The 23897-nt window shown below is 30.3% G+C and carries 18 protein-coding genes; 13 read left to right on the top strand and 5 right to left on the bottom strand.

The window, feature by feature from the left end; translation table 11 throughout:
• The first annotated feature begins 8 nt into the window (after positions 1-8).
• From rpoB to ACNI3D_RS13760, 10 genes are all read left to right on the top strand, one after another.
• Positions 9-4154 carry a DNA-directed RNA polymerase subunit beta gene (rpoB, locus tag ACNI3D_RS13805; RefSeq protein WP_419767423.1) on the top strand — a complete coding sequence of 1382 codons (4146 nt, stop codon included), beginning with the start codon at positions 9-11 and terminating at the stop codon, positions 4152-4154.
• Positions 4147-8673: a DNA-directed RNA polymerase subunit beta' gene (gene rpoC / locus ACNI3D_RS13800; RefSeq protein ID WP_419767422.1), complete on the top strand. Its 4527-nt coding sequence runs from the start codon at positions 4147-4149 to the stop codon at positions 8671-8673. Before rpoB ends, rpoC begins: the two co-directional genes overlap by 8 nt.
• Before the next feature lie 35 nt (positions 8674-8708).
• A complete protein-coding gene (locus ACNI3D_RS13795) occupies positions 8709-9104 on the top strand; it encodes a hypothetical protein (protein ID WP_419767421.1) in 396 nt (131 codons plus the stop codon).
• Between the two features lie 61 nt (positions 9105-9165).
• Entirely contained in the window at positions 9166-9453 is a 288-nt protein-coding gene (locus ACNI3D_RS13790; protein WP_375724587.1) for a YciI family protein, read from the top strand.
• Positions 9454-9582: 129 nt separating this feature from the next.
• Positions 9583-10311: a DUF4198 domain-containing protein gene (locus tag ACNI3D_RS13785; protein WP_419767420.1), complete on the top strand. Its 729-nt coding sequence runs from the start codon at positions 9583-9585 to the stop codon at positions 10309-10311.
• Positions 10311-10907: a cobalt transporter CbiM gene (cbiM, locus tag ACNI3D_RS13780; protein WP_419767419.1), complete on the top strand. Its 597-nt coding sequence runs from the start codon at positions 10311-10313 to the stop codon at positions 10905-10907. Before ACNI3D_RS13785 ends, cbiM begins: the two co-directional genes overlap by 1 nt.
• The gene (locus ACNI3D_RS13775) at positions 10907-11320 is read left to right on the top strand and encodes a hypothetical protein (RefSeq protein WP_419767418.1); all 414 of its coding nucleotides are present in this window, start codon (positions 10907-10909) and stop codon (positions 11318-11320) included. The genes cbiM and ACNI3D_RS13775 overlap by 1 nt, the downstream gene beginning before the upstream one ends.
• Complete coding sequence (locus tag ACNI3D_RS13770; RefSeq protein ID WP_419767417.1) at positions 11317-11964, top strand: energy-coupling factor transporter transmembrane component T family protein; 648 nt, start codon at positions 11317-11319, stop codon at positions 11962-11964. The genes ACNI3D_RS13775 and ACNI3D_RS13770 overlap by 4 nt, the downstream gene beginning before the upstream one ends.
• Positions 11961-12608 (top strand): energy-coupling factor ABC transporter ATP-binding protein, encoded by a 648-nt coding sequence (locus ACNI3D_RS13765; protein ID WP_419767416.1) that lies wholly within the window; start codon positions 11961-11963, stop codon positions 12606-12608. Before ACNI3D_RS13770 ends, ACNI3D_RS13765 begins: the two co-directional genes overlap by 4 nt.
• Positions 12609-12653: 45 nt before the next feature.
• Complete coding sequence (locus tag ACNI3D_RS13760) at positions 12654-13163, top strand: GDSL-type esterase/lipase family protein (protein WP_419767415.1); 510 nt, start codon at positions 12654-12656, stop codon at positions 13161-13163.
• On the opposite strand, the gene ACNI3D_RS13755 is transcribed toward ACNI3D_RS13760, so the two are convergent.
• The 4 genes from ACNI3D_RS13755 to aceE are packed head-to-tail and all read right to left on the bottom strand — an operon-like array spanning position 13147 to position 19932.
• Entirely contained in the window at positions 13147-13704 is a 558-nt protein-coding gene (locus tag ACNI3D_RS13755) for a hypothetical protein (protein WP_419767414.1), read from the bottom strand. The two genes, ACNI3D_RS13760 and ACNI3D_RS13755, sit on opposite strands and share 17 nt — an antisense overlap.
• Positions 13705-13733: 29 nt before the next feature.
• Positions 13734-15500 (bottom strand): dihydrolipoyl dehydrogenase, encoded by a 1767-nt coding sequence (gene lpdA, locus ACNI3D_RS13750; RefSeq protein ID WP_419767413.1) that lies wholly within the window; start codon positions 15498-15500, stop codon positions 13734-13736.
• Positions 15501-15509: 9 nt separating this feature from the next.
• Positions 15510-17237, bottom strand: coding sequence for a dihydrolipoyllysine-residue acetyltransferase (aceF, locus tag ACNI3D_RS13745; protein WP_419767412.1), 1728 nt, complete (start codon positions 17235-17237; stop codon positions 15510-15512).
• Between the two features lie 10 nt (positions 17238-17247).
• Positions 17248-19932 carry a pyruvate dehydrogenase (acetyl-transferring), homodimeric type gene (aceE, locus tag ACNI3D_RS13740; protein ID WP_419767411.1) on the bottom strand — a complete coding sequence of 895 codons (2685 nt, stop codon included), beginning with the start codon at positions 19930-19932 and terminating at the stop codon, positions 17248-17250.
• Positions 19933-20258: 326 nt separating this feature from the next.
• Between aceE and ACNI3D_RS13735 the strand changes: the two genes are divergently transcribed.
• The 3 genes from ACNI3D_RS13735 (at position 20259) to ACNI3D_RS13725 (ending at position 23033) form a co-directional block, all read left to right on the top strand.
• Entirely contained in the window at positions 20259-21023 is a 765-nt protein-coding gene (locus ACNI3D_RS13735) for a lipoate--protein ligase family protein (protein WP_419767410.1), read from the top strand.
• On the top strand, positions 21007-21924 hold the full coding sequence (gene lipA, locus ACNI3D_RS13730) for a lipoyl synthase (protein WP_258238698.1): 918 nt from the start codon (positions 21007-21009) through the stop codon (positions 21922-21924). Before ACNI3D_RS13735 ends, lipA begins: the two co-directional genes overlap by 17 nt.
• A 260-nt stretch (positions 21925-22184) precedes the next feature.
• Positions 22185-23033, top strand: coding sequence for an FkbM family methyltransferase (locus ACNI3D_RS13725; RefSeq protein WP_419767409.1), 849 nt, complete (start codon positions 22185-22187; stop codon positions 23031-23033).
• Between the two features lie 2 nt (positions 23034-23035).
• Here ACNI3D_RS13725 and ACNI3D_RS13720 read toward each other — a convergent pair whose 3' ends face one another.
• Positions 23036-23821, bottom strand: coding sequence for a hypothetical protein (locus tag ACNI3D_RS13720; RefSeq protein ID WP_129101292.1), 786 nt, complete (start codon positions 23819-23821; stop codon positions 23036-23038).
• Positions 23822-23897: the final 76 nt, after the last annotated feature.

Below are 23897 nucleotides of genomic sequence, written 5' to 3'. Positions count from 1 at the left end.
GGTGAACTATGCTAAATTCTTTAAAATCTGGTAATAGGCTTAGAGTCGATTTTGCTAAAAATCCACAACATATTGAAATTCCTAATTTATTACAATTACAACAAAATTCGTATGATAACTTCTTAATGGTCGGAAAAGAGAGCAGAACTGATGCTGGAATTGAAAAAGTATTTAAATCAATTTTTCCAATTCATGATGCTCAGGGTAGAATTACTCTTGATTACATAGAAAGTGAAGTGGGTAAACCAAAATATGACGTAAGAGAGTCTATGGTTAGAGGTCTTACTTACTCAATTCCATTAAAAATCAAAATAAGATTAACACTTTGGGATCTTAACGAAAAAACTGGTGAAAAAATCGGCGTTAAAGATATGAAAGAACAATCTTTATTCGTTAGAGAAATACCTTTAATGACAGATAGAACATCATTTATTGTAAATGGTGTTGAAAGAGTTGTTGTAAACCAATTACATAGATCTCCTGGTGTTATCTTCAAAGAAGAAGAATCAAACACTGCTGGAAATAAATTAATCTATACGGGACAAATTATTCCAGATAGAGGTTCTTGGTTATATTTTGAATATGATGCAAAAGATGTATTATACGTAAGAATCAACAAAAGAAGAAAAGTACCTGTAACTATTCTTTTCAGAGCATTAGGATATTCTAAAGAAGATATTATCAAAATGTTCTACCCAATTTTAAATATTAAAATTAAAAACAATAAATTCTTAACTGAATTTAGTCCTGAAGATTTTACAGGAAGAGTTGAATTTGATATTAAAGATGACAAAGGTAATTTAGTAATTGCTGCTGGAAAAAGATTAACTGCTAGAAAAGCTAAAGCATTAGTTGATGGTGGATTAAAATTAGTTGAATACCCAGTTGAATTATTAATGGACAGAAGTACTGCTGGTACAATTTTTGATCCAGAATCTGGTGAAGTATTATTTGATTCTTTAACTCATTTAGATGAATTAAAATTAAAAAAATTACTTGACTTAGGTTTTGATTCTTTTGATATTGCAAATGATTTAGCTGAAGGAGTTGATGATTCTATTATCAATGCATTTGCTGCAGATGCTGAGTCTTTAAAATTATTAAGACAAACTGAACAACTAGAAGATGAAAATGATTTAGCTGCTATTAGAATTTATAAAGTAATGAGACCAGGTGAGCCTGTAACTAAAGAAGCCGCAAAAGATTTCGTTAAAAAATTATTCTTTGATCCAGAAAGATATGACTTAACTAAAGTGGGAAGAATGAAAATGAACCACAAGTTAGGTGTAAATGTTCCTGAATATGTTACAACACTTACTTATGAAGATGTTATTAAAACTGTTCAATACCTTGTAAAAGTTAAATCTGGTCATGGTCATATCGAGGATAGAGATCACTTAGGTAACAGAAGAATTAGAGCTATTGGTGAGTTACTTGCAAATGAAATGCATTCTGGTTTAATCAAAATGCAAAAAGCAATTAGAGACAAAATGACTACATTATCTGGTACATTAGAAGATATTATGCCACATGATTTAGTTAACTCTAAAATGATTACATCAACAATTACTGAGTTCTTTACATCTGGACAATTATCACAATTTATGGACCAAACTAATCCATTATCAGAAGTTACTCATAAAAGAAGACTTTCTGCACTTGGTGAAGGTGGACTTGTAAAAGAGAGAGCTGGATTTGAAGTAAGAGATGTTCACGCAACTCACTACGGAAGAATTTGTCCAGTTGAAACTCCAGAGGGACAAAATATTGGTCTTATCAATACATTATCTACATTTGCAAAAGTAAATGAATTAGGATTTATTGAAGCACCATATAAAAAAGTTCAAGATGGAATTGTTTCAAATGAAATTATTTATGTAACAGCAACCCAAGAAGAGGGATTATTAATTGCTCCTGGTTCTACTAAAGTTGATGACAATGGTAAAATTGTTGAACCTTTAATTGAAGCTAGACAAGATGGTGAAATTTTAATTGTAGAAAGATCTAAAGTTAATTTAATTGATATCTCTTCTCAAATGGTTATGGGAGTTGCTGCTTCATTAATTCCATTCTTAGAACATGATGATGCCAATAGAGCACTTATGGGATCGAATATGATGAGACAAGCCGTTCCATTATTAAGACCAAATGCTCCAATAGTTGGGACTGGTTTAGAAAAAACAGTTGCAAGAGATGCTTGGGAAGCTATTAAAGCTGATAGAACAGGTGTTGTTGAAAAAGCTGATGCTAAAAATATTTACATTAGAGGTGAAGATGAAAATGGTGCATTTATTGACCATTATAGTGTAAATAAAAATGTTAGAACAAATAATAATACATCTTTTGGGCAAAGAATTGCAGTAAAAGAGGGTGATACAGTTCAAAAAGGTCAAGTAATCGCTGATGGTCCTTCAATGGACAAAGGTGAATTAGCAGTTGGTGTTAATGCTTGTGTTGCCTTTATGCCATGGAATGGATATAACTACGAAGATGCGATTGTATTATCTCAAAGATTAATTAAAGAAGATGCATTTACTTCTATTCATATTTATGAAAAAGATGTTGAGTGTAGAGAGCTTAAACATGGTAATGAAGAGATAACAAGAGATTTACCAGGTGTAAAAGATGAATCAATTACACATCTTGATGAATCAGGAATTGTAAAAGTTGGTACATTTATCAAGCCAGGTATGATTATGGTTGGGAAAGTTACACCAAAAGGCGAAATTAAACCAACTCCTGAAGAGAGACTATTAAGAGCAATCTTTGGTGAAAAAGCAGGTCACGTTATTAATAAATCACTTTACTGCCCTACTTCAATGGAAGGTACAGTTGTTGATGTAAAAGTTTTCACTAAAAAAGGTTATGAAAAAGATTCAAGAGCAGTTGCTGAAATAGAATCAGAAAAAGCTGAACTTGATTTAAAACATCATGATAAACTATTAATGCTTGATAGAGAAGAGATTTTAAAAATCAATGATTTATTATCAAAAGCCCTATTAGTTAAAGATGTTGATTTAGATGATGTAGTTTATAAAAAAGGTCAAGTTATTCCTTTAGATGTATTAGCAAATGTAAATAGATTTGCTATGAAAAAAGTAGTATCTTCTTATGATAAAGATGTTGAGAAAAAATACAACGATATAAAAGAGTATTTTATTAATCAAAAATCTAGATTAAGAACTGACCATGAAGAAAAACTTGAAGTATTAGAGCATGATGATATTTTACAATCAGGTGTAATCAAACAAGTTAAAGTTTATATCGCAACTAAGAGAAAAATCAAAGTTGGGGATAAAATGGCAGGACGACATGGAAACAAAGGTATTGTTTCTAACATCGTACCTCAAGTTGATATGCCATATTTAGAAGATGGTTCAACTGTTGATGTTATATTAAATCCACTAGGGGTTCCATCACGGATGAATATTGGACAAATTCTTGAAGTTCACTTAGGATTAGTAGGTAAAAGACTTGGAACTCAAATTCAAGATATCTTTGATGCTAAGAAGACTGAATTTGTATCTGAATTAAGAGCTAAGATGACAGAAATTGCTGATGTTGCAAAACTTATGAATGGTAAAGAGTTTTTAGCTAAATTAAGTGATGATGAATTAGTTGATTATGCACAAGATTGGACAAAAGGTGTTAGATTTGCAACTCAAGTATTTGATGGTGTAAAAGAAGACGAATTCTTAAAACTATTTGAATTAGCAAAAATTGACTTAGATGGTAAAACTAATCTTATTGATGGTAAAACTGGTGATAAGATGAAAGAAAGAGTAAATGTAGGTTATATGTATATGCTAAAACTACATCACTTAGTTGATGAAAAAGTTCACGCAAGATCTACTGGACCTTATTCACTTGTAACACAACAACCAGTTGGTGGTAAAGCACTATTTGGTGGTCAAAGATTTGGAGAGATGGAAGTTTGGGCATTGGAAGCTTATGGAGCAACTGCTGTTCTTAAAGAAATGCTTACAACAAAATCTGATGATGTAGAAGGAAGAACGAGAGCTTATAGAGCAATTTCAAATGGTGAAAATGTTCCAGATTCAGGTGTTCCTGAAACTTTCTTTGTATTAACAAAAGAGTTAAAAGCTTTAGGTTTAGATGTAGAGATTTTTGACGAGGTAGAAAATAATGAGTAAAAATACAGTATTAGAACCAATTGAGATAAAAGAGTTAGAAAGACCACAAGATTTTTCAGCATTTCAACTTAGACTTGCAAGTCCTGAGAAAATTCTTTCTTGGTCATGTGGAGAAGTTAAAAAACCTGAAACTATTAACTATAGAACATTAAAACCTGAAAGAGATGGTTTATTTTGTGCGAAAATTTTTGGACCAGTAAAAGATTATGAATGTCTTTGTGGTAAATACAAAAAAATGAGATACAAAGGTGTTGTTTGTGAAAAATGTGGGGTTGAAGTAACTTCTGCAAAAGTGCGAAGACACAGAATGGGACATATTGATTTAGTATCTCCTGTTGCTCATATTTGGATGGTAAGTTCATTACCTACAAGAATTGGTACATTACTTGGTGTTAAATTAAAAGATTTAGAAAGAGTATTATACTATGAAGCTTATATTGTAAATGAGCCAGGTGAAGCTTTTTATGATAATGAACATTCTAAAAAAGTAATGAAATATGACATTTTAAATGAAGAGCAATATAGAACTATTTATGATCATTATGAGCATACTGGTTTTGAAGCTAATATGGGTGGACAAATTGTAAGAGATTTACTTGAAAACCTTGATTTAATGGAATTATTACATAGCTTAAAAGAAGAGATGAAATCTACTAAATCAGAAGCTAAAACAAAAACTATTATAAAAAGATTAAAAGTTGTTGAAAACTTTATTAATTCTGGAAATAGACCTGAATGGATGATGCTAACTCAACTTCCAGTTCTTCCACCAGATTTAAGACCACTAGTTTCTCTAGATGGTGGAAAATTTGCAGTATCTGATGTGAATGACCTTTATAGAAGAGTTATAAACAGAAATAACAGACTTAAAAGATTATCAGAACTTGATGCCCCTGAAATCATTCAAAGAAATGAAAAAAGAATGCTTCAAGAAGCAGTTGATGCTTTATTTGATAATGGTAAAACTGCAAATGCAGTTAAAGGTGCAAATAAAAGACCTTTAAAATCTTTATCTGAAATTATTAAAGGTAAACAAGGACGATTTAGACAGAATTTACTTGGTAAAAGAGTTGACTTCTCAGGAAGATCTGTAATCGTTGTTGGACCATCTTTAAATATGGATCAATGTGGTATTCCTAAAAAAATGGCTTTAGAGTTATTTAAACCACACTTGATGGCAAAACTAGAAGAAAAAGGTTATGCAACTACATTAAAATCAGCAAAAAGAATGATTGAAGCTGAGACTAATGAAGTTTGGGAATGTTTAAGTGAAATTGTTGATGAATATCCAATTATGCTAAATAGAGCTCCAACTCTTCATAAACTTTCAATTCAAGCGTTCCACCCAACGCTAATTGATGGAAAAGCTATTCAATTACACCCATTAGTATGTTCTGCATTTAATGCTGACTTCGATGGTGACCAGATGGCAGTTCACGTACCTTTATCACAAGAAGCTATTGCAGAAGCAAAAATTCTTATGATGAGTTCTATGAATATTCTTTTACCAGCATCAGGGAGAGCAATTGCTGTTCCTTCGCAAGATATGATTTTAGGTATTTATTATCTATCATTAGAAAAAGATGGAGTTAAAGGTGAGCATAAACTATTTACTGGTGTTGATGAAGCAGTTATCGCTTTAGAGATGAAACAAGTAGATTTACATGCAAAAATCAGAACAAAAATGAATGATAAAATTATTCATACAACAGTTGGAAGATTAATTGTTCATAATATTTTACCTGATTTTGTTCCTTTAGAATTATGGAATAAGATTTTAAAGAAAAAAGATATTGGTATTTTGGTTGATTATATTTATAAACATGGTGGATATGAAGTTACTCCAAGATTCTTGGATAACCTTAAAAACTTAGGTTTTAGATATGCAACTGATGCGGGTATTTCTGTTTCTATTGATGATATTAGAGTTCCAGAAACTAAACCTGCGCATATTGCTAAGTCTAAAAAAGATGTTATTGAAGTTCAAAAACAATTTGAGCAAGGTTTATTAACTGAACAAGAAAGATATAATAAAATTATTGATATCTGGACAGAAGTTAATAATAAACTTGGTCGAGAGATGATGGAACTTGTTGAAACAGATAAAAATGGATTTAATTCTATTTATATGATGGCCGATTCAGGGGCTAGAGGGTCTGCTGCTCAAATTAGACAGTTAGCAGGTATGAGGGGTCTTATGGCTAAACCTGATGGTTCTATTATTGAAACACCAATTATCTCTAACTTTAAAGAGGGTCTAAATGTACTTGAGTACTTTATTTCTACTCACGGAGCTAGAAAAGGTCTTGCTGATACAGCACTTAAAACTGCAAATGCGGGTTACTTAACTAGAAAACTAATTGACGTTTCTCAAAATGTAAGAATTACAGCTGATGATTGTGGGACTCATGAAGGTATTGAAATTACTGATTTATCAAGTGGTAATGAATTAACTGAGAGCTTAGAAGAAAGAATCACAGGTAGAGTAATTGCAGAAGATATTATTGATCCAATATCTAATGAAATTTTGTTTACTGAAGGTACATTAATTACTGAAGAAGATGCAAAAATTGTAAAAGATTCAGAAGTTAAATCTGTAGTAATTAGAACTCCTTTAACTTGTAAAATTGAAAATGGATTATGTTCAAAATGTTATGGTCTAAACCTTGGTGAGCAAAGAAAAGCAAATCCAGGTGAAGCGGTTGGTGTACTTGCTGCTCAATCAATTGGGGAGCCAGGAACACAGCTTACTCTTAGAACTTTCCACGTTGGGGGAACTGCAAGTGCAACTCAAACAGAAAGAGAATTAAGAGCTGATAAAGAAGGGTTTATTAGATATTATAATATCAAAACTTATGTTTCTAAAGCTGATAAAATAATTGTTGCAAATAGAAGAAATGCAGGTATTTTACTTGTTGAACTAAAAATTAATGCACCATTTAAAGGTAAAATTACAACTGAGACTCTTCATGAAGAGACAATTTTGACAATTACTAACGGTAAAGAAGAGAAGAAATTCTACTTAAGAAAAAATGATGTTGCAAGACCAAATGAGCTAGCAGGTGTATCTGGTAAAATTGAAGGTAAACTTTATTTACCATATGCTGATGGTGAAGAAGTTGAAGCAAATGAATCAATTGTAGAGATGATTAAAGACGGTTGGAATGTTCCAAACCGAGTTCCTTTCGCATCTGAATTAAGAGTTGAAGATGGTGCGCCTATTATTACTTTAGTTACATCAGGAGCTAAAGGTTCAGTTAAATATTATAAATTAACTGGAGATTATTTAGAGAGAAGACCAGATATTAAAGCTGGAGATAAAGTTGTTGAAAAAGGACTTTTTGCTGTTATTGTTGATGGTGATGATAGAGAAGCATTAAGACATTATATTGCAAGAGGTTCTGTTATAGAATTAGATGATAATACAGAAGTTGAAAAAGAGACTATTCTTTCTAAACCAGAAGCTGATGAGAGAGTTGTTATTGCAGAATGGGATCCATATGCAAATCCAACTATTTCAGAAAAAGCTGGTACTGTAACATTTGAAGATATTATTCCAGGAATTACAGCATCTGAGCAATTTGATGATTTAACTGGTACTTCTAAATTAGTTATTAATGAATATGTTCCTGCTGGATTTAAACCAACTATTGTTTTAGCAACTGAATCTGATGAATTAATTAGATATACACTTGATCCTAAAACATCTCTTTTTGTTTCTGAAGGACAAAAAGTTGAGATAGCTGATATTATTGGTAAAACTCCAAAAGCTTCTCAAAAATCTAAAGATATTACTGGGGGTCTTCCAAGAGTATCTGAATTATTTGAAGCTAGACGACCAAAAAATATTGCTGTATTAGCATCATTTGACGGTGTAGTTTCTTTTGGAAAAAGTTTAAGAAATAAACAAAGAATTATCATAACTGATGATAAAGGTAGCAAAGTAGAGTATTTAGTTGATAAATCTAAACAAATTTTAGTACACGAAGGTGAGTTTGTTCATGCTGGTGAAGCATTAACTGATGGACAAGTTGCTTCTCATGATGTACTTAGAATTTTAGGTGAAAAAGCATTACATTACTTTATTGTTTCTGAAGTACAACAAGTATATAGATCTCAAGGGGTAAATATTGCTGATAAACATATTGAGGTTATTTTATCTCAAATGCTAAGACAAGTTTCTATTCTTGATGGTGGAGATACTAAGTTTATTGTAGGAGACATGGTTTCTAAGAAAAGATTCCAAATTGAAAATAGAAGAATTATGAGACTAGGTGGAGAACCTGCGATTGCTGATCCTTTATTATTAGGTATTACAAGAGCTGCTGTTACATCTGATTCTATTATTTCAGCTGCATCTTTCCAAGAGACTACTAAAGTTCTTACTGAAGCTGCAATAAGTGCTAAAATGGACTTATTAGAAGACTTAAAAGAAAATGTTGTAATTGGTAGAACTATACCAGTTGGAACTGGTCTTTATAAAGATCAAAAAATCAAATTTAGAATTAACGATAAATAGACAATAGAGCTTTTGCTCTATTGTGATTTTTAATAATGGACTTATACTCTTTATTACTACTTTTTATGGCTCTTGAACTATTTGAGTCAAACTGGCAAAAACATGATAACCTTTATGGTTTAATTTACAATAACTATCAAGTATTTAGTAAAAATATTTTTTTATATTTTATCTTGCATGTTACATTTTTCTATACACTTGCTGTATCAATATATCTATCAAACTATGGCTTTTGGATGTCAAGTATTATTCTTATCAAGTTTTTTGATTTGGCTTTTAAATTAAATATGATGCAAAAATTATCTTCTGGATTAGAGATTCATGAAGTAATGCCAATAAACATCAATATAACACTACTATTTAGATACTTTAATGTTATTCTTTACCCTTTCTGTTTTGCAGTTGCTACTGGACTTCTTTTTAACACATAATTAATATCATACTTTTTTAATGCTAGAATGCTAATTCTTAAAATAAATTCAAAGGAATACAATGCAATATTTAATAATTGCTTATGATAATGATAATGCGCTTGATAAAAGATTAGAAGTAAGAGATGCTCATGTAGCAGGTGCAAAAAAACTTATAGCTGAAGGTAAAATAATCAATGCAGGTGCTCTAATTGAAGAAGATCAAATGGTTGGCTCTACGTTATTTGTTGATTTTGAAACAGAAGATGAATTAAATGATTGGATAGATAATGAGCCATATGTTACAAACAATGTATGGAATATGGATGAATTTCAAATCGTGCCTGTAAAGTTACTTCCTAAAGATTAATAAAAAGAGGTTCATTTTGCCTCTTTTTATTATTTTTCTAAAAATTTCCTAAAAATACATAAGTGTAGTTTTTATTTAGTGTGATTTAACGCATATGGATTTATAATCTTCAAAACTAAAAGGAAACACATGTTAAAAATTATTTCTACTCTTATTATGTTGCTTACACTATCACAAGCTCATTTCTTAACTTTTATGTCAAACAGTGATGTTGTTGATGATAAAAAAAATTCAACGCTTAATTTTGATATTTCATTTATACATCCTTTTGAGCAAAATGCAATGACAATGGAAAAGCCAAAATTATTTGTAAACAGTAATGATAATAAAATACCTGTAAACGAAACTAAGAAATTAGGACACAAAGCTTGGAGTGCAAAATATAAAATAAATATGCCAGGTGTATATAAATTTTTTGTTGAGCCACAAGCATATTTTGAACCAGCAGAAGGAAAGTATATTATTCATGTACCAAAACTAATTGTTGATGCTTATGGTTTAGAAGATGGTTGGGATGAACCTATTGGGTTAAAATATGAGATTGTACCAATGGTTAAACCTTTTGGATTATATGCAGGTAATTTATTTCAAGGAAAAGTTTTACACGATGGTAAACCAGCTAGTAATGTTGAAGTTGAAGTTGAACTATATAATGACTTTAATTTAAAAGCTCCAACTAGTAGTCATGTAACACAAGTTGTTAAAACTGATGCTAATGGTATTTTTTCTTTTGTTATGAATCACAAAGGATGGTGGGGATTTGCAGCTTTAATTGAAGAAGGGCAAATAAAAAATAAAGAAGATGGTAAAGAGTACCCTATAGAAAATGGTGCTTTACTTTGGATTAAGGCTTACTAGTGCATATAGCTGATGGTGTCTTAACTTTAGAATCAACTGTAACTGTTAGCGCTATTAGTTTAGTTTGTTTATATGTTTCTATAAAATCTATAAAAGATGAAAAGATAACTTTAGCAGCAGCTATGAGTGCTATGTTTTTTATAGCAACATTTATTCATGTCCCACTTGGTGTTACCCAAATACATTTAGTCCTTATTGGCGTGATTGGGATACTAATTGGGTGGATGAGTTTTATTAGTATTTTTATAGCTTTAGTACTTCAAGCTTTACTTTTAGGTTATGGAGGTGTTGTATCACTAGGAGTAAATCTTTTTGTTATGGGAATGCCGGCAATCATTGTGTATTATTTATATAATATGGAAATTACTAATAAATTAAATGAAAAAGTTAAGTTTTTTTTAGTTGGATTTTTAGGTACATTTTTTGCTACGCTTTTTTTAGCAATAATCTTACTTTTTTCAAAACCAGAGTATGAGTATGCTTCATATACTATATTTATAGTTGATTCTGGTGCTATGATAATTGAAGGAATTATAAGTATGTTTTTATTGCAGTTTATAAAAAAGACTTATCCAAAAATTTTGAAGGCCAAATGATGAAATATATTTTTATAATTTTAATACTAATTTCTAGTGTATGGGCTCATAAATTAAATGTATTTTTAACAAATGAAGATAGTAATGTACATGTTTTTGCTTATTTTGCAAGTGGAGCAGTTTGTCAAAACTGTAGATTAATCATAAAAAATAAAGACAAAATTGTATTTGAAGATAAACTTGATAATAAGGGAAAATATACATACAATTCGAAGTTTAAAAATATAGATGTAATTGTTGATGCTGAAGGTGGACATATGGCACAAGAGAAGATAGAAGTTTCAAAGCCACATATCCAAAGTCTAACAAAACATATACAAGAAGAAGAGATTCAAAAGTATTATAAAATAGTTATTTCTTTACTTTTAATTGGTATAATATTTTTCCTAATTAAAAAAGTAAAGAGAAAATGAACGAATACCCAGTTAAATTATTAGTTTCACTTATTTATTCTAGCATTGTAGCTTTTTCTTTAGACTTGGAATATATTTTTTTATTGCCGATTTTATATATGGTAGCAGTGGAGTATAAAGAAGTCTTGAAGATACTTAAAAAACTTGCTTTGATAAATCTATTTATAATATTTTTAGTGATTTTTGTATCTTTTCATGATGTGAATAAAGCCATTGAACTCTTCTTTAGAACGAATCTTATTTTACTATTTAATCTACTTATTTTTTACAAATCAAAAGGTTATGACATAGTAAGAGGTTTCAATTCACTTAGATTTCCTAAAAAATTTGTGACAATTTTTTATTTTACTATTGTAATGATTGAGTATCTTTTTCAAGAATTCAAAACAATAAAAGCAACACTTAGACTTAGAGGCTTTCATGCAAAAAGTAATCTCTTTAGCTATCAAACATATGGGAATGTATTTGCAATGATGTTCATAAAGTCAGTTAGAAAATCAGAAGAGATGAGAGATAGTTTGATTTCAAGGGGATTTAGTGGTGAGATTTATTTATTAGAAATGCCCTCAAAAAATAAAAACTATATCTTTCTTTCAATCTTAGTCTTTATAGTAGTAATAAATAAAATGGTGGTAAATTTATGAGTTGTTCAGTAACTGTAGTCGATGCAAATTACTTGTGTGAAAGCAAGAGTTTATTGGAGAATATTAATTTAAATGTAGGACATGAAGAAAAAGTTGCTGTTGTTGGTGCAAATGGAAGTGGTAAAAGCACTTTACTTAAAATAATTGCAGGTCTAATATCTCCTTCATCTGGATATATTGAAATATTCCATGATAAGATGAACTCTTTAAAAGATTTTAGAAAATATAGAAGTGATATAGGATATCTACCTCAAGATGTTTCAAATCACTTCTTATGTCCCACTGTAATAGAAGATGTAATGTTTGCTTTAAGAGCAAAAGGTGTATCAAAAGATGAATCTTATGAAAAAGCTATTGAGGTTTTAGAAAGTCTAAATATAAAGAAACTAAAAGATAGGATTATACACGATTTAAGTGGTGGTGAACAAAAGATTGTAGCTTTAGCTGGTATTCTTATTACCAAACCTAAAATATTGCTTCTTGATGAACCTACGAACGATTTAGATGAAAAAAGTGAAAATACTATATGTGAAATATTAAATTCTATAAAAAAATCTATGATAATCGTATCACATCACAAAAGCTTCATTGATAAACTTACCCTTACAATATATAGATTAAATAAAAGTTTGATGAAAGAATAAGCCAAAGATTAATAGAATATATCAATAAAAATAAAGTTGGAAAACATGAAAAATAATATTGATATAGTAATGTTAGGTGATTCTCTTACAGCAAGGGGAGAGTGGGATGTTCTTCTTTATCCAAAAAAGATTATAAATCTAGGACATGATGCTGATACTACAATTGATATATTAGATAGGTTGGATTTAGCTATTGAAGTTCATTCACAAAATATTTATTTAATGATTGGTATTAATGATATGAATTCTTATAAAAGCTTAGATAAACTTTTTGAGAACTATATAGAGATATTAAAAAGATTAGAAAAAGAATCCACTTCAAAAATTTTTGTACAATCTATACTTTACACTCAAATGACTTCTTTTAATAAAAAAGTAAAAATAATAAATGAAAAGCTTAATGGATATTGCAATGATAATAACTTAACGTATATCGATTTAAATGAAAAATTATCAAGGGATGAGGTTTTGCTAAATGTATATACGACGGATGGATTACACCTAAATATGAAAGCTTATATTGAATGGGCAAACAAAATTAGAAACTATTTTTAAAACTTTTAAATAATAGTTCTTTATGGTTTGTAGAAGTATCTTGATTTAGTATCATAAAAACAAAATTATCATTTAAAAAGTGAGTATAAAATTTCTCTATTTTGGGATAAGTATAGCTTTTTTTTACAGAAGGATAAATATATTTTTTTGCAGGATAAAATTGCATTGCTACATATAAAAAAAGCGTACATAATACACTTATTTCAATTACTGTTATAACTTTTGCCAACAAAGATTTGATATTTTGACTATCAATAAATTTTGAAAATATTTTGAAAATAGAATTCCATCCAAAATATAATATTAAAAGGTTTATAGTAAAGGCAATTAATATAAGAGTAGTATAGGTATCTGCTTTTGTTATATGAAATTTTTGTAGTAAGGTTGCACTTTCAGGAGCAAATTTTGCTGAAATTGAAAGTATAAAAAAGATTTTAAAATACTCAAAGATTTTTAGATATGTTTTTTGTATATAAGAGTGATAAATTAGGAAAAATAGTATTAAAAAAAATATAAAGTCTTGTATATTATAAAATGTCATTCATAATTATAACATAACTAAAAAGAGTTTTATCTCTTTTTAGCTTTTGCGTTTGGTAAGTCTGTAATACTTCCGTGGAATATTTCAGCTGCCATACCAACTGATTCATGTAAAGTAGGGTGAGCATGAATAGTTAGAGCTATATCTTCTGCATCACAATCCATTTCAAGTGCTAGTGAAATTTCACCTAATAATTCACCTGCATTATCTCCAACAAGTGCTCCACCAATTAATTGGTGAGTATCTTTATCAAAAATAAGTTTAGTCATACCGTCACTTGAAACATCACTTGCTAAGGCACGTCCTGATGCAGACCATGGGAAAGTTGATACCTCATAGTTAACTCCAGCTGCTTTTGCTTCATTTTCAGTCATACCAGCCCAAGCGATTTCTGGGAAAGTATAAGCGATAGATGGAATTTGTTTTGGTTCAAAGAATACTTTTTCACCAGCTATTACTTCAGCTGCCACATGACCTTCATGTACTGCTTTGTGTGCAAGCATAGGTTGACCAACGATATCTCCAATTGCATAGATATTAGGTACATTTGTTCTCATTTGGTTATCAACTTTTATAATTCCATATTCATCAACATTTACACCACAATTTTGAAGGTCTAACTTATTACCATTTGCACTTCTTCCCATTGCTACAAGAATTGCATCATAAACTACAGCACCCTCAGGGGCATTTTTACCTTTGAATTCAACATAAACACCATCTTGTTTAGGAATGATTGATTGTGCTTGAGTTTCGAACATTACATTAAATCTTTTTGCATTTGATTTAGTATACATTTTAACGATATCAGCATCAGTTCCACTCATTAGTTGTTTACCACGTACCACAAAATCAACTTGACTTCCTAGTTTTTGATAAACAGTTCCCATCTCAAGTCCAATGATTCCTCCACCCATAACTAGAAGTCTTTTTGGTACTTCTTTTACTTCTAAGGCATCAGTAGAATCCCAAATTCTAGGATCTTCATGAGGTATAAATGACATTTTAGAGCTTTGAGATCCTGCTGCAATAATACAATTATCAAAAGTAACTTTTGTTTGTTTACCTTCAACATCAGTATGCTCAACGATAACAGAGTTATTATCTAAAAATTTTGCATAACCTTGTACTACTGTTACTTTTCTCATTTTAGACATTGCAGCTAACCCATCAGTTAGTTTTTTTACAACGCCACTTTTATAAGCTGCAACACCTGGTAAATCAATCTCAGGTTTTGTAAACTTGATACCTGCATGAGAAATATGCTCTGCTTCTTCCATAACTTTTGCTACGTGAAGAAGTGCTTTAGAAGGTATACAACCAACATTTAGACAAACTCCACCTAAAGTTGTATATCTCTCTACTAAAACTGTATCTAAACCTAAATCAGCACATCTAAATGCAGCAGAATAACCACCAGGTCCTGCTCCTATTACTAGAACTTGACCTTTGATTTCTTCTGCACCATTTGTGTTTGTAGAAGTTTTTGCTGGTTTTACAGCAGCTGGTGCTTCTTGTACTTTTTCTTCAACTACAGGAGTAGCTGAAGCTTCGTCTTCAATTTCAATTCTAGCAATTAAATCACCAGAATTTACTTTGTCTCCAACTTTTACAAGAATCTCTTTTATAATACCACCGTGAGTAGTTGGAACATCCATAGAGGCTTTTTCAGTCTCTAGGGTAATAAGTCCATCTTCCTCTTCTACTTTATCTCCAATGCTAACCATAACATCGATTAAATCAACATCTTTATCAGCACCTAAATCAGGAATTAAAATATCTATAACTTTACTCATTTCTCTTCCTTATAGACTTAATAGTCTAATATCACTTAATAGCTGTGATAAAGTAGTTGTAAATCTTGCACCATCAGCACCATCGATTACTTTATGATCATAAGATAAAGATAACGGTAAAGTTAATCTTGGTATGAAGTTTTCACCATTCCATACTGGTTTCATCTCTGATTTTGATAATCCTAAGATTGCAACTTCAGGAGCATTGATAATTGGAGTAAATTTAGTTCCCCCAATTCCACCTAAAGAAGAAATTGTAAATGATGCACCTTGCATATCAGCAGATTTAAGTTTACCTTCTCTTGCTTTTTTAGAAATCTCAGCCATCTCAATAGCTATTTCTTTGAATCCTTTTTTATCAACATCTCTAATAACTGGAACCATAAGACCATTTGGAGTATCAACTGCAATTGCAATATGGAAATATTTTTTCATAATTAAGCTTTGACCATCAGCACTTAATGATGAATTAAATTTAGGATGAATAGCTAAGGCTTTTGCCACAGCTTTAACTACAAATACTAAAGGAGAAAGTTTAAATCCATCTGCAATAGCATTTTGTGCTTTTCTAAAGCTTTCTAATTCTGTAATATCAGCTTCATCAAATTGTGTTACATGGGGCATTGCCAACCAATTTCTATGTAAGCTTGGTCCTGAAATTTTTTGGATTCTACCTAACTCAACAGTTTCAATTTCACCAAATTGTGAGAAATCTACTTCTTTAAGTTCTGGTAGATTAAATCCTAATCCACTTCCAGATGCACTTGCTGGTTTATTTAGTTGCTCTTTTACATAAGCTTTAATATCTTCTTTTAGAATTCTACCTTTTTTAGCGCTTCCTTTTACAAAACCTAAATCAACACCAAATTCTCTTGCTATTTTTCTTACACTTGGACTTGCATAAACTTTTTTAGCTTTTTGAGATAATACACTTGTATCTTCTTTAACAGTTGCTGTTGCAACTGCTGCTTGTAAAGTTGCAGGTGCTTTAGTTTCTTGTTTTGGTGCTTCTTGTACAGGGGCTTGAACTGGTGTTGGAACTTTACTTTCCATAACTACAGTTTTTACCATCTTAGCAATTAAATCACCAGAGTTTACTTTATCTCCAACTTTAACAAAAAGTTCTAAAATCTCACCTGCAAATGGAGCAGGTACATCCATAGATGCTTTTTCAGTTTCAAGTGTAATTAAACCGTGTTCTGCTTCAACTGTATCACCTACATTAACCATAACATCAATTAAATCAACATCTTTATCTGCACCTAAATCAGGAATATGAACTTCTTCAATTACTGAACAAATAGTTTGATCTTGGATTAGTTGACAAGAAACTTGTGCACCTGAAGCTGAAATTGCTTGAAGTTCTGCTTCTGCTGATTTTAAATCCATTGGCTCAGAACTAGTAGCAGTTGAAGTAGCTGGTGCTTCTTTTTTCTCTTCAGTTTTAGGAGCTGGTGCCGCAGCTTCAGCTGGAGCTTCTTCACTACTTGCTTCATCTTGGATTTCAACTCTTGCAATTAAATCACCAGAATTTACTTTATCTCCAACTTTCACAAGTATTTCTTTTACAACACCTGCATGAGTTGTAGGAACATCCATAGATGCTTTTTCAGTCTCAAGTGTAATTAAACCATCTTCAACTTCAACTGTATCACCAACGCTAACCATAATGTCAATTAAATCAACATCTTTGTCAGCCCCTAAATCAGGAATATAAATATCTTGAATTGTACTCATTTCTTACTCCTTATGCTTTTAGTGGGTTGATTTTATCTGGGTTGATGTTATGTTTTTTCATAGCATCAGCTAAAATAGATTTTTTTAATTTACCATTTTTAACAAGTTGTGATAAAGTAGTAAATACAATAAAGTCTGCATCAACTTCAAAGAAACTTCTTAAGTTAGCTCTACTATCACTTCTACCAAATCCATCAGTTCCTAAAGCTTTGAAGCTTCCTTTTAAGTAAGGGCTGATTTGCTCAGAATATGATTTCATATAATCAGTTGCTGATATAAAAATAGAATCCGCATCTTCACCTAATACTTGAGCTACATATGGAACTTTATCTTTTCCATTGATATCTAACATATTTGATCTTTCTACATCTTGTGCATCTCTTGTTAATTCGTTATACGAAGTAACTGAGTAAATATCACTTGCGATTCCATAATCATCTGCTAATACTTTAGCAGCCGTTCTAACTTGTTGTAAAATTGAACCTGAACCTAATAAATTAACTTTGTAGTCATTTTTAGCTTTAACAGTTTCTAATTTATAAATACCTTTTTTGATACCTTCTTCAGCACCTTTTGGCATTGCTGGTTGGTGGTAATTTTCATTTAATGTTGTAATGTAGTAGAATACATCTTCTTGTGTTTCACCATACATTCTTCTAACACCATCTTGAACAATAACTGCAACTTCATAACCAAATGTTGGGTCATAAGTAACACAATTTGGAATAGTATTAGCAATAATATGAGAATGTCCATCTTCATGTTGTAAACCTTCACCATTAAGTGTAGTTCTACCAGATGTTCCACCGATTAAGAAACCTTTTGCTTTTTGATCTCCCGCTGCCCAACACATATCACCTGTTCTTTGGAATCCAAACATTGAGTAGAAAATATAAAATGGAATCATAGGACAATCATTGATTGAGTATGAAGTAGCTGCTGCTATCCAAGAACCCATTGAACCTAACTCATTAATACCTTCTTGTAGTACTTGACCTTTTTTATCTTCTTTATAGTATGCCACTTGATCTTTATCTTGTGGGATATATTTTTGACCTTCAGCTGCATAAATACCAAGTTGTCTAAACATACCTTCCATACCGAATGTTCTAGCTTCATCAGGAACGATAGGAACAATTCTTTTTCCGATTTGTTTATCTTTAACAAGTGTATTTAAAACTCTTACAAATGCCATAGTAGTAGAAATTTCTCTATCACCACTTCCTTGTAAAATAGCATCAAAAGCACTTAATTCTGGAATAACAAGTTTTTCAGTAAAGGCTTCTCTTCTTTGAGGAACAAATCCACCAAGCGCAGCTCTTTTTTCTTTGATATATTTCATTTCTTCTGAATCTTCAGGTGGTAAGTAGTATGGTAATTTTTCAATTTCTTCATCAGTAACAGGAATATCAAATCTATCTCTAAATTGTCTTAAAGATTTTAAATCTACTTTTTTAACACCATGTGCAATATTTTTACCTTCAGCAGCTTCACCCATACCGTAACCTTTTACAGTCTTAGCTAAGATAACAGATGGTCTACCTTTAGTTTCATTTGCTTTTTTGTATGCTGCATAAACTTTAACTGGATCATGTCCACCTCTGTTTAACATCCAAATTTCATCATCACTCATATTTTCTACAAGTTTTGCAGTTTCAGGGTATTTGTTGAAGAATTTTTCTCTTGTGTAAGCTCCACCTTTTTGTTTAAAGTTTTGGTACTCACCATCAACAGTCTCTTCCATAAGTTCTAATAGTTTTCCAGATGTATCTTTAGCTAATAGTTCATCCCATTTGCTTCCCCAGATAACTTTAAGTACTTCCCATCCAGCACCTCTAAATTCACCTTCAAGTTCTTGGATAATTTTTCCATTTCCTCTAACAGGACCATCAAGTCTTTGTAAGTTACAATTGATAACAAAAATTAAGTTTTCTAATCCTTCTCTTCCTGCAAGTCCAATTGCTCCTAATGATTCAGGTTCGTCACACTCACCATCACCCATGAAACAATAAATCTTTTGATTAGAACAATCTTTGATTCCTCTATCAGTTAAGTATTTTAAAAATCTTGCTTGATAAATAGCTTGAATAGGTCCTAGTCCCATAGATACAGTTGGAAACTGCCAATATGTTGGCATAAGTCTAGGATGTGGATATGATGGTAAACCTTTTCCATGAACTTCTTGTCTGAAGTTATCCATTTGTTCTTGAGTTAGTCTTCCTTCTAGAAAACTTCTTGCATAGATACCTGGAGAGATATGTCCTTGGAAAAATATTAAATCTCCACCATCTTTCTCATTTGGTGCTTGAAAAAAGTGATTAAATCCAACATCATATAGTGTTGCAGAAGATTGAAAAGATGCTATGTGTCCACCTAATTCTAAATCTTTTTTAGAACCTCTTAAAACCATAAGTTGTGCATTCCATCTAATGATAGATCTTATTTTTCTTTCTAGTGATAAGTTACCTGGCATTTTAGGTTCTTGTTCTACTGGAATAGTATTCAAATAAGCAGTAGTCGCATTATATGGTAAATATGCTCCACTTCTTCTTGCTTTATCAATAAGTTTTTCCAAAAGAAAATGAGCTCTTTCGCTTCCTTCTTCTTCAATAACTGCTTCTAAAGCATCAATCCATTCTTGTGTTTCTTGCGGATCAAGATCTTTCAAGACATCGTTTAAGTTTTCAACTGACATTTAGTAATCCTTGTTAGATTTTTTAATAGAAATTGCGATTTTCTCTATATTTACTGGTGAACATATGTCCAAAATGTAAAAATAATGTAAGCCCATTATCGAGTGTATCGAATTGTGGTCATATGGTACTTATTTTTACTTAACATATACTTATCAGAAAAATTAATCTTTTCATTTAAGTTATATTAGAAATATTATCAAATATAATGAAAAAACAACAAATTTTAGTCTATTTTACTAGAAAATTATGTTAAAAATATGTAAAATATTAATTAAAATTTAAGTTTAAGATAAAAATAATTATTTTTTGCTTAGAAAAGGTTTCTATGATTGAAGAAAAAAGCTCGTTTAGAGTTATAAAAGATGGTGAAAATTCTGCTAGGGTAAATATGGCAACAGATGATGCATTAATATCATCTTTTGAAGAAAATGATAAAGCTATTTTAAGAGTTTACCATTGGTCAAAATCATTTACAATAGGGGTTTCACAGGACTTTTCTTCTTATTCATTTTGTGATGAATATAATGGTAATTTTGCTAAAAGAGTTACAGGTGGTGGAGTACTATTTCATGGTCATGATTTGTCATACTCATTAGTAATCCCAACACCTATGCTAAAAAGTTACAATATTAAACAATCATATGAGATGATTTGTTATTTTTTGTTAAATTTTTACAAAAAATTGGGCCTAAAAACTAGTTTTGCTAAGGATGATGAGGGTGTAAATCTATCTAAAAATGAGTTTTGTCAAGTGGGTTATGAAGCTTATGATATTTTGGTAAATAGACAAAAAATTGGTGGAAATGCACAAAGAAGAACAAAAAAAGTGATATTTCAACACGGTTCAATTCCTTTATACAGTGTGAAAAAAAGTAACACAAATTTGGAAAATGAAAATAGTATTGATGAAAGATTTGGAATCAGCTTAGAAGATTTAAATATAAATTTAACATATGAAGAAGCAAAGAATTTATTGATAGAATCTTTTAATGAAAGTTTTAAAGTAGAATTGATAAATTCACAATTAAATGAGAAAGAAAAAAAGAAAAAAGAAGAGTTATTAAAGGATAAATATGACTATGCCAAGTAATATGGAATTTGCTGAGAAAAAAGTAAATTTCAAAAAACCAGAATGGTTAAGAAAAAAATTAACACCAAGTGCACAAATAGAGATGGAAAATCTTTTAAAAGATGTGGGTGGATTACATACAATATGCCAAGAAGCAAAATGTCCAAATATCAGTGAGTGTTTTGCAAAGAAAAATGCAACATTTCTTATTTTGGGAGATATTTGTACAAGAAGATGTTCATACTGTAATGTAAAAACTGGACTTCCAACTGAAGTTGATTTAAGTGAGATACAAAAAGTTACGACTTCTGTAAAACACCTTGGACTTAAATTTGTAGTAATTACAAGTCCTGCTAGAGATGATTTAAAAGATGGTGGGGCACAACAATTTTATAGAGTGACAAAAGATATTTTAGAAAAATGTCCAGGAACTCAAGTGGAAATTTTAATCCCTGATTTTAAAGCGCGAGAAGAATCACTTCAAACTGTTATTGATTCTGGGGCTGTTATTATTGGACATAATATTGAAACGGTTCCTCGATTTTATAAAATCAGAAAAAATGCTTCATATGAAAGATCACTTCAAGTATTAAAAAGACTTAAAGAACTGGGTGGCGATAAAATCAAAACTAAATCAGCTCTTATGGTAGGATTGGGTGAAACTGAAGAAGAGATGGTACAAGTATTTAAAGACCTAGTTGCTGTTGGCTGTAAGTTTTTAAGTATTGGGCAATATTTAGCACCAAGTGGAGATTATGCAAAAGTTATTGAGTATGTAAAACCTGAGCAATTTGCAAGATATAAAGAACTTGCTATGGATTTAGGATTTGAATTTGTACATTCAACTCCATATGCTAGAAGTTCTTATTTGGCACATGAGTATTTAGGTCATGAGAGTGCTAACAAAGATTTACTAAAATAATATGATGATATAATCCTTCAAATAAAAAAGGATAAATCATCAATCTAATTGGACTTGATTACATAAATCAAAAAGATAAAGAGTTAGTTGAACTCTTTATCTCTTCTAAAACTACTAAAAAATATATCTTAGGTATAAACAAACTTACAAAATCAGTATTAAAACATATAGAAGTAGCTGGAATAATTGATGACTTTACAAGAGTTCAAAGTTCTCGAAAAAAAACAGTTCTAAAAATAGAAGATGTTCCAAAAGATGCTTTGATATTATCAACATCAAGTGGAAGTCCCCTCGAAGTAAAAAATGGTCTTGATAAAATGGGTTTTAAAAATATAAATTATCTCGCTCTTTGTAAATATAGTGATTTAGAGTTAGCTAGTCCTGATTTTATAGATGATTTTCAAGATGACTTTATAAATAACAAGCTTGAGTATGAAAATACTTATAATCTTTTGGCTGATGATAAATCAAAAGGGATATTTGAAAAGATAATTAATTTTAAAATATCTTATGACCTAACTTTTATGGAAGGTTTTACAAACGACCACGAAAGCCAATATTTTGATAAAGAGATAATCCCAAAGATTAAAAATATAAGATTTGTAGATGGTGGTGGATATGTGGGCGATACTTTAAAAGAGATTATTAAAAACTATCCAGACTTTGAAAAAATATATTGTGTAGAACCAAATACTTTGCACATAAATATAGCAAAAAGAGATTTTGGAGATATTGATAATATTGAGTTTATAAATTGTGGACTTGGAAGTGAAAAAATAGTAAACCAGATAAAAGAAGAGTTACAAAATAATTGTGCCCATGATTATCAAGCCACAAATATAAACAGTATAGATAATCTCATAAGCCAAAAAGTTGATTATATAAAATTAGATATCGAAGGTGCAGAGCAAGATACAATAATTGGGGCAAAAAATACAATAAAAAAATACAAACCCATACTTGCAATTTGTATATATCATAAAGCACAAGATTGGTATAAAGTTCCCCAGTTAGTTTTAGATATAGAAAGTGACTATGATATTTATCTAAGACATTATATGGAAGGTATATACGAAACTGTTATGTATTTTATTCCCAAATTTAAATAAGCCTAAATAAGTTTAAAAAATCTAAATACCTTTGTTTGAATAAATATAAGTAGAGCAGAACTACAAAAACCAAGTATCGTACCCTCCACAACTCCAATAGTTGGATATGTTAAATATACTACATAAGAATAAACAATAATACTAGTAAGTCCAAATGGGGTGTTTTTTATGATGGTTCTAGCTTGTAAATTACTATGATTGAAATGTATTATTAAAAGCAAAGGTAAAAGAATAGTTGGGAATGATGAAAAGATACCTGCAATACTTGCTGGAACATATTTAGGTAAATTTGAGATTATTAAGAAAATGATTAATGTAAGTATACTTCTTATTACTAAATCATAGATTGAGACTTTTGATATCTTTACGATTTTATGATCTTCTTTTTTTGAAAAATATATAGCACTAATAATTAAAAGTGTAAAGATAATTAGTGGAGTGAAAATTATATGTGGTGGAATAAAAGATAAGATAAAGGCAATTATTAAATATGAAATAAAAGAGATAACTAAACTCAAAATCACTTCAAATTTTCCAGTATAAAAGGTACTAATATAATAACCAATAGAAAAAGCCAAGGCTGCAAAAAGACCATGTATATTATACAAAGCAGTCTCTTTTACATAATTTACCCCATACTCTATAGCAAAAAATATTAAGGTAATAGAACTACCAAGAGGAAGCCCTGAAAGTAGGCCAGAGAGTTTTGGACTAACTTTCTCAGCAATTACTGTTAAACTTAAAACTAAAGCAATGACTGTAATAGCTTTTAATACAAATATTTCCATTTAATTCTTTCTTTTATAAATGTCTTTAGAATAATATCTTGAAATATATAAATAAATAGTTTTATAAGATTTTGAT

The sequence above is a fragment of the Arcobacter siniprincipis (SeqCode) genome (genome assembly GCF_048571125.1).
Classification (GTDB): domain Bacteria; phylum Campylobacterota; class Campylobacteria; order Campylobacterales; family Arcobacteraceae; genus Arcobacter; species Arcobacter siniprincipis.
This window is presented reverse-complemented; position numbering and strand designations above follow the sequence as displayed.

Coding starts and splice junctions, on each gene's coding strand:
- lpdA (WP_419767413.1), bottom strand. CDS start 15,500: ATGAGTAAAGTTATAGATATTTTAATTCCTGATTTAGGTGCTGATAAA.
- aceF (WP_419767412.1), bottom strand. CDS start 17,237: ATGAGTACAATTCAAGATATTTATATTCCTGATTTAGGGGCTGACAAA.
- aceE (WP_419767411.1), bottom strand. CDS start 19,932: ATGTCAGTTGAAAACTTAAACGATGTCTTGAAAGATCTTGATCCGCAA.
- ACNI3D_RS13720 (WP_129101292.1), bottom strand. CDS start 23,821: ATGGAAATATTTGTATTAAAAGCTATTACAGTCATTGCTTTAGTTTTA.
- ACNI3D_RS13755 (WP_419767414.1), bottom strand. CDS start 13,704: ATGACATTTTATAATATACAAGACTTTATATTTTTTTTAATACTATTT.
- ACNI3D_RS13765 (WP_419767416.1), top strand. CDS start 11,961: ATGAGTTGTTCAGTAACTGTAGTCGATGCAAATTACTTGTGTGAAAGC.
- ACNI3D_RS13785 (WP_419767420.1), top strand. CDS start 9,583: ATGTTAAAAATTATTTCTACTCTTATTATGTTGCTTACACTATCACAA.
- ACNI3D_RS13790 (WP_375724587.1), top strand. CDS start 9,166: ATGCAATATTTAATAATTGCTTATGATAATGATAATGCGCTTGATAAA.
- ACNI3D_RS13735 (WP_419767410.1), top strand. CDS start 20,259: ATGATTGAAGAAAAAAGCTCGTTTAGAGTTATAAAAGATGGTGAAAAT.
- rpoC (WP_419767422.1), top strand. CDS start 4,147: ATGAGTAAAAATACAGTATTAGAACCAATTGAGATAAAAGAGTTAGAA.
- ACNI3D_RS13760 (WP_419767415.1), top strand. CDS start 12,654: ATGAAAAATAATATTGATATAGTAATGTTAGGTGATTCTCTTACAGCA.
- ACNI3D_RS13795 (WP_419767421.1), top strand. CDS start 8,709: ATGGACTTATACTCTTTATTACTACTTTTTATGGCTCTTGAACTATTT.
- ACNI3D_RS13770 (WP_419767417.1), top strand. CDS start 11,317: ATGAACGAATACCCAGTTAAATTATTAGTTTCACTTATTTATTCTAGC.
- rpoB (WP_419767423.1), top strand. CDS start 9: ATGCTAAATTCTTTAAAATCTGGTAATAGGCTTAGAGTCGATTTTGCT.
- ACNI3D_RS13775 (WP_419767418.1), top strand. CDS start 10,907: ATGAAATATATTTTTATAATTTTAATACTAATTTCTAGTGTATGGGCT.
- lipA (WP_258238698.1), top strand. CDS start 21,007: ATGACTATGCCAAGTAATATGGAATTTGCTGAGAAAAAAGTAAATTTC.